Here is a 6,982-nt window from a genome sequence, read left to right on the forward strand (position 1 = left end):
CGCCGCGCCCTCGTGCAGTCCCGCTAGCGCGGCGCAGTTCACGTTGTTCTCGAGGTGGACGGGAACGCCCGGCGGCAGCGCGACGCTCACGGCGTCGAAGACGGGGCCGGCCTTGGCAGTCGCGGGGCGCGCCCGGGTGCCTTCCGTCCGCGCGGTGACGTCGCCGACGGCCACGACGATGGTGCGCAGCGGGGCGTCGCCGGGCAGCGCGGCGAGGGCCTCGCGCACGACGTCGGGGGCGTCCGCGCGCGAGCCGGTGGCCTGGGCGAGCAGGGTGCCGTCCAGGGCGCAGCCGCGGACCCGGGTGAGGGCGGGACCGAGGTCGACGGCGAGCACGGCTCCGGCCGCCGGTCCGAGCCGGTAGACGGCGGCGGTACGGCCCGTACCGCTGGAGGCGGTGCCGGAATGGGCGGCGAGCCGCGCGCCCTCCAGTTCCGAGACGGCCGAGGACACGGTCGGTTTGGACAGGCCCGCCAGACTCGCGAGCTGCGGCCGGGTCGCGCTGCCCGCCTGGGCCAGCACGGAGAACACCGCGCTCGCGCTCTCGGTCAGGCGGGGGGCGTCCGCCACGTCTTGTTCCACAGTTCCCCCACACGGGTAGCGGGCCACGCTCCCCGGTCGATGCGGACCGATCCGCCGGCCCTGCCGGTCGGCTCGATCCGCTCCGGGGATGCGGCGATGGATTGCCTCTTGACGCACCATACTTCGTTAGTTAGTTTCCTAACGAATCTCACGGTACTCGCCTGCCGTGCTCCGTCCGAGGCCCGTCCCGGGGCTTCCCGAGTTCTTCGTCCTCCCCTGTCCGGACACGGCTCGCCCGCCGTCGCGGCCGCTGCAACGACGAAAGAGGATCCGTGCAGGACGCACCCCGTTCGAGCCCTCTCGTGGTCGGTGTCGACGTGGGCGGCACCAAGACCCATGTCCGCGCCGTCGCCGGAGACCGCACGGTCGCCGACCACGTCCGTACGAGCAGCGGCTGGCGGCCGCACCACCCCGAGGCCGCCGCCGGCCGGCTGGCCGCACTGGTCCGGGACGCCCTTCCGGCGGGCGCGCGCCCCTCCGCGCTCGCCGTCGGCGGGCACGCCTGCGAGACACCCCGACAGTGCGCGGCGATCCGTACCGCGCTGCGGGATCTCCTCGGCGTTCCCGTCACGGTCGTCGGCGACGCCGAACTGCTCGTCCCCGCGGCCGGTCTGGACCGGGGCGTCGGCCTGGTGGCCGGCACCGGCTCGGTGGCCGTGGGCCGGCGGGCCGACGGCACTCCCCTTCAGATCGGCGGCTGGGGGGCGGTCCTCGGGGACGAGGGCGGCGCGGCCGGCCTCGTCCGTGAGGCCGCGCGTGCCGTCTGGGCCGCCCACGACCGCGGGGCGGGACCGGACGCGCTGGCGACGGGGCTGCTCACCGCCTTCGAGGTGGCCGAAGTTCCCGCGCTCGGCGCGGCGTTGGAGGGTGCCACCGATGTCTCCGCGCAGTGGGGCCGGCACGCCCCGGTCCTCTTCGCGGCCGCCGAGGCGGGCTCGCTCCTCGCCCGCGAAGTGATCGCCGCCGGGGGCCGCTCGCTCGCGGCGCTCGTCGTACGGCTGGCCGAACGCGGCGTCGCCGTCGACGACGTGGTGGTCGCGGGCAGCACCGTCCTCACCCAGCCGCGTCTGTACGACGCCTTCGCCGGCGCGCTCGCCGCGGCCCTGCCGGCCGCCCGTCCGCACCCGCTGCGGGTGCCACCGGTGGAGGGCGCGGTGGCGCTGGCGCGTGCGCTCCTGTGAACCGCGCCGCCCCAGTTCACCCGCGGGACACGTCCCGGTCGCCGCGCCCTGGCCACCGGGACACGGACCGGCCCTGGACATTCGCTCGTTCAACTTGTTTCCCACGGGACCGACCCGAGCCGAACAGCGTCGAACAGCCTCGTCGGTCACGTGGATCTCCCCCGGCCGCACGGCCGAAGAACCCGAGAGAGGCACACGTATGCCGTCACCAGCCGGGCACCGCTCCGACTCGCCGGCCGGCGCACTCGCCCCGAACCGGCGCGGATTCCTCAAGACCTCCCTGGGCGCGTCGGCCGCGGTGCTGGCGGCCCCGGCCTTCGTCACGTGGCTGTCCGCCGCCGATGCGAAGGCCGCGGCCGGCGCCGCCGCGTTCGTCGACGACTACCGGTCGAACGTCATCGCCAACCTGACGCCGGAGACCAACGCGGTGGTCCGCGTCCTCGGCGGCTTCGCCCGGGTGTGGAAGACCGGTTCCGCCTGGAACACCGGTGCCCCCCTGCGGCCGGAGGTGCTGCGCGCCAACATGCGCTACTGCGCCCGGATCACCGCGCAGCGTACGGACGCCGAGGCGAAGGAGGCCTTCGTCTACGACCGGCAGCACCAGAGCCATGCGGTGATCGCCGGCCTGGGCCCGCTGGCCGACCTGTACCGGGAGGGGGCCATGGCGGTCACCTCCGTCACGAGTGCCCCCGACGGCACGCCCACGACCACGATCAGCGACACGGTGCCCGCCGGCGCCCCGCCGGGCTCGGCGCTCGGCGCGGGCTCGCACGACTCCGCGCTGGGCAAGGTGGCCGAACTCGTCGACACCGTGCGCGGTCCCTACGCCTCCGGCAACCCCGCCAAGTACGCCTACCAGTACCCGCGTCCGTGGCGCATGAACGAGGAGAGCGAGGTCGTCGGCACCGGGCGGACCGACGCTCTCGGGTACCCGGTGTACGAGTCGGACGTGGTGGTCGCCCCGCAGCTGCTGCGCCAGCGCGGCACGTCGCCCGCCGACGACGGCGGCTTTCCGAGCGGTCACACCAATGCCTTCCATCTGGCGGCACTGGCCTACGCCTACGCGGTCCCCGAGCGGTTCCAGGAGCTGGTGACCCGTGCCCTGGAGCTCAGCCACACGCGGATCGTGGCCGGCATGCACAGCACCGTCGACGTCATCGGCGGCCGTGTGATGGCCACGGCCCTGGCCGCCGCGACGCTCGCCGACCCGGCGAACGCCGGCCTCAAGGCGGCGGCACGGGCCCAGGCCCTCGCCTACTTCCGGCGGCGGACGGGTTCGACCGCCGACACGCTGTACGCCTACGCGCACTCGGCCGGCCCGGAGACCGACCCGTACGCCGACCGCGACGCCAACGCGGCAGCCGTGGCGCCCCGGCTGACGTACGTCCTGACCCGGCTCGACCGCGATCTGCCGCTGACCGTGCCCAAGGGGGCGGAGGTGCTGCTGGAGACGCGGCTGCCGTACCTCGACGCGGAGCAGCGGCGCGAGGTGCTGCGCACCACCGCACTGCCCTCCGGGTACGTGCTGCTCGACGGCGCCGAGCAGTGGGGCCGGCTCGACTTGTTCACCGCCGCGGACGGTTACGGCGCCTTCGACTCCGACGTCACGGTGACGCTGGACGGGGCCGCCGGGGGCTTCGGCGCGGCCGACGGCTGGCGCAACGACATCGGCGGGTGCGGCCGTCTGACCAAGCGGGGCACCGGCACGCTGACGCTGACCGGCCGCAACCGGTACACGGGCGGCACCGTGCTGGCGGCGGGCACGCTGGTGGCCGGTTCCCAGGACGCGCTGGGCCGCGGTGACGTGCGGGTCTCGGGCGGGACGCTGCGGGTGGACGGGCGTGTGCGCGTGCGGGGCGGATACACGCAGGACTCCGGCGCGCTGGAGCTCACGCTGCGCTGCGGCCGCGAGGCGCCGCTCGTGGTCGGGCACCGGGCGGTGCTGGGCGGGGGCAGCGTGCTGTCGCTGCGGCTCGACGCCGAGCACCCGCCGTCGGCGGGCAGCACGCTGCCGGTCGTCGGCGTCCCGCGGCTGAGCGGCCGGTTCGACCGTGTGGAGCTGAACTCCGACCGGCTGCGGGCCGTACCCGTGTACACGGCGGAGGGTCTGTCGGTACGACTTGTGAGGCGGTGACGCGCCCGGTGGCGGGAGCGGTGCGACAGTGGGGCCATGACGCGGCTCCCGATCGCTCCCGCCGCCACGCGGCGGCAGTCACCGCGGGGCGGATGATGGCGCGGGAACAGCAGCCGGTCCTCGATCCCGGGGTCCGTGACGGCAGTGGGGACCGGAGGGAGCGGGCGAGCGCGTCCGCGCGCCTGTACGAGGGCCTGCGGCACCGCCGGCGGTGGCTGGTGCCGCTGCTCGTGGTGCTGCTGCTCGGCCAGATGGCCGTCGCGATGGTGACCGCGGCGGCACAGCAGACGCCCACGATCGACGAGCCGGTGTACGTCGCCACGGCCACCGACTACCTGCGCGAGCACCGGCTGCGCTACAACCCGGAGCACCCGCCGCTGGGCAAGCTCGTGATCATGGCGGGGGTGGCGGTCGCCGACCCGCGCTACGACGCCTCCTACCCCGGCAGCCAGGGGCAGATCGGGCAACATCTGCTGTACGAGTCCGGGAACGCCCCGTGGCGGCTGATGCTGTGGGCCCGTCTGCCGGTGATCGCGCTGACGCTGCTTTTCGGGCTGGTCGTCCTGGCCTTCGCGCGGGAGGTCGCCGGCCGGGCGGCCGGGGTGACGGCGCTGGCCCTGTACGCCCTCTCCCCCGACGTCATCGCGCACGGCTCGCTGGCCACTCTGGACGTGCCCACGGCGGGGTTCGTGCTGACGTCGGCGTGGCTGGTGTGGCGGGCCCGGCTCCGGCCGCGGCTGTACCTGCCGCTCGCCGGGGCGGTGCTCGGGGCGGCGGTGGCCACCAAGATGAGCGCGCTGCCGGCGATTCCGGTGCTGATGGCCCTGGCCCTCGTGTCGGTGTGGCACGCCCGCCGTCCACGGGAGCGAGCCGGGCGCCGCAGGACTCTGGCGCTCGGGCTCGCGGGCGCGGGCGTGGTGGCGCTGGCGGCGGTCGCCGTCGTGTGGGCGGCGTATCTCGCGGTGGACCCGAGGCTGCGGTTCACGCCCGCGGAGGCCGTGCCCGTCGTCCACGGACTGCGCGCTCGTGCGGTCGAACTGCTGCCGTTCCCGGAGGCGTTCCGGGCCGGGATGCGCGTCCAGTTCGCCATGGAGGACTACCCGTGGCAGGGCTATCTGTTCGGCCGGCTCTACACGGGTTCGCTCTGGTACTACCTGCCGGCCGCGCTGCTGGTGAAGACCCCGCTCGGCATGCTCGCGCTGTGGGCGGCGGGTGCCGCCGCGCTGGTCGCGGTACGGCGGCTGCGGCCGGCCGCGCCGTACGTGCTGTTGCCGCCCGCCGTGCTGCTGGCGGCCGCGATGACCGGGTCGCGGGACTTCGGCACCCGGTACGCGCTGTTCGTGCCGCTGTTCCTGGCGGTCGGGGGAGCCTGTGTCCTCGCGGTGCGGTGGCGGTGGGCACCGGTGCTCACGGTGGCGCTGGTCGCCTTCGTCGCCGTCAGTTCGCTGCGGACGTACCCGTATTACCTGCCGTACTCCAACGAGGCGTTCGGCGGTCCGGCGAAGACCCACCTGCGGCTGCACGACTCCAACGTGGACTGGGGCCAGGACCTGGGCCGGCTGGCCGACCGGCTGGAGCGGCGGTACCGGGGCGAACGGATCTGGCTGGTGTACAAGGGCAGTGGGGTCCCGGCGTACTACGGCGTCCACGCCTCCGATCCGCGCAAGGTGCCGGCGGCCGCGGTGCGCGGGCTTCTGGTCGTGTCGGACTCGTCGGTCGCCAAGGCACGCGGGCGACTTGCAGAATTGATCAAGACCAGTCGTCCGATCGACGAGGTCGGTCATTCGATCACGATCTACCGGCGCTGACCTCCGTACACACCCCCTGGTCACCACGGTCCGTGAGCTATGTTGAGTCTTCGTGGGAGACAAAGGAGGCGCACCGGTGCCATCGCCGCAGCAGGCACGCGCACAGGCATCCGCGATCACCTCGGGCAAAACCGTACCGGAGGCGGCAGCCGCACCGACCTCCCAGCTCAGGGAGCTCTTCGACGGACCGCGGCTGTCCCCCGGGCAGCGCCGCATCGCCCAGTACCTGATCGAGCACATCACCGAGGCCGCGTTCCTGTCCATCACGGACCTCGCCGACCGGGTGGGCGTCAGCCAGCCGTCGGTGACCCGGTTCGCCGCCGCGGTCGGCTTCAGCGGTTACCCGGCGCTACGGGAGAAGCTCCAGTCGATCGCGCTGCGCGCCCTGGCCGGCGGTCCCAGCGCCGCCGACGAGGACCGCAGCAACGAGCTCCAGGCGGCCGTCGACGCCGAGATCCAGAACCTGGAGAACCTCCGGCGGGACTTCGCCGACCCCGACCGCGTCATCTGGCTCGGCCGCGAACTGTCCCAGTCCACCCCCCTCACCGTGCTGGGGCTGCGCATCTCGGTGTCCCTGGCCGAGTTCTTCGCCTACGCCGCCCGCCGTATCCACCCCGACGTAAGGCTGGTGACCCGGGGCGGCAGCGTCGCCTACGACGCGCTGCTGCAGTCCCGCGAGGCCGGGGGCACCTGGGTGCTCGCGTTCGCCATGCCGCGGCACGCCCAGGAGACGCTGACCGCGATCCGGGTCGCACGCGGCGCGGGTCTGCGTGTCGCCCTGATCACCGACCTGGCGCTCGGCCCGCTGGCCGACGAGGCCGACGTCACCTTCACCACCGGCACCGGTTCCCGCCTGGTCTTCGACTCCTACGCGGCGCCCGGCGTGATGTCCGCCGCGCTGCTGCAGGCCATGACGGACGCCGACCCCGAGCGGACCCAGGCCCGCCTGGAGGACTACGAGCAGGTCGCCGAGCAGCACCAGTTCTTCCTGAAGGACTGACACCGGTCCGCCCGCCACCGAAACCGGCGGCTCCCCACCCCTTTCGGCCACACGGCCTCGTACAGGGATCATTCAGCCCATATCGCGCATGAATGTTTTCATACGTCTTGCAAAGCGGACGGCATATATAAATACTGCTCACGGATCGCACCGCCCCGAGAAAGCCGACGGACCGCCCATGCGCACGCAGCACCACCCGCCGTGCGGGCACCCGACGCCCGGGGCCCCAGTTCGGACACTCACAGCCGCCGTCCCCTACCCACGTCGGCGCGGGGAG

Annotated in this window: 4 protein-coding genes and 1 pseudogene; 4 read left to right on the forward strand and 1 reads right to left on the reverse strand. The window is 74.0% G+C overall.

The features are described 5' to 3' along the window. Positions 1-570: pseudogene (locus ACFW2E_RS35770) on the reverse strand (hypothetical protein); the annotation flags it as partial. A 284-nt stretch (positions 571-854) separates the two neighbouring features. Between ACFW2E_RS35770 and ACFW2E_RS35775 the strand changes: the two are divergent. From ACFW2E_RS35775 to ACFW2E_RS35790, 4 genes are all read left to right on the forward strand, one after another. Next, positions 855-1,763, forward strand: a complete 909-nt coding sequence (locus ACFW2E_RS35775) for an N-acetylglucosamine kinase (RefSeq protein ID WP_384472830.1) — start codon at positions 855-857, stop codon at positions 1,761-1,763. 199 nt (positions 1,764-1,962) lie between these two features. Continuing rightward, positions 1,963-3,897, forward strand: coding sequence for a phosphatase PAP2 family protein (locus ACFW2E_RS35780; protein ID WP_384472833.1), 1,935 nt, complete (start codon positions 1,963-1,965; stop codon positions 3,895-3,897). A gap of 92 nt (positions 3,898-3,989) precedes the next feature. Then, on the forward strand, positions 3,990-5,705 hold the full coding sequence (locus tag ACFW2E_RS35785; RefSeq protein WP_384472836.1) for a phospholipid carrier-dependent glycosyltransferase: 1,716 nt from the start codon (positions 3,990-3,992) through the stop codon (positions 5,703-5,705). 76 nt (positions 5,706-5,781) lie between these two features. Next, positions 5,782-6,705: a MurR/RpiR family transcriptional regulator gene (locus tag ACFW2E_RS35790; protein ID WP_384472839.1), complete on the forward strand. Its 924-nt coding sequence runs from the start codon at positions 5,782-5,784 to the stop codon at positions 6,703-6,705. The last annotated feature ends 277 nt before the right edge of the window (positions 6,706-6,982 follow it).

Source organism: Streptomyces sp. NPDC058964 (genome assembly GCF_042741275.1).
GTDB lineage: Bacteria > Actinomycetota > Actinomycetes > Streptomycetales > Streptomycetaceae > Streptomyces.

Coding starts and splice junctions, on each gene's coding strand:
- ACFW2E_RS35785 (WP_384472836.1), top strand. CDS start 3,990: ATGATGGCGCGGGAACAGCAGCCGGTCCTCGATCCCGGGGTCCGTGAC.
- ACFW2E_RS35780 (WP_384472833.1), top strand. CDS start 1,963: ATGCCGTCACCAGCCGGGCACCGCTCCGACTCGCCGGCCGGCGCACTC.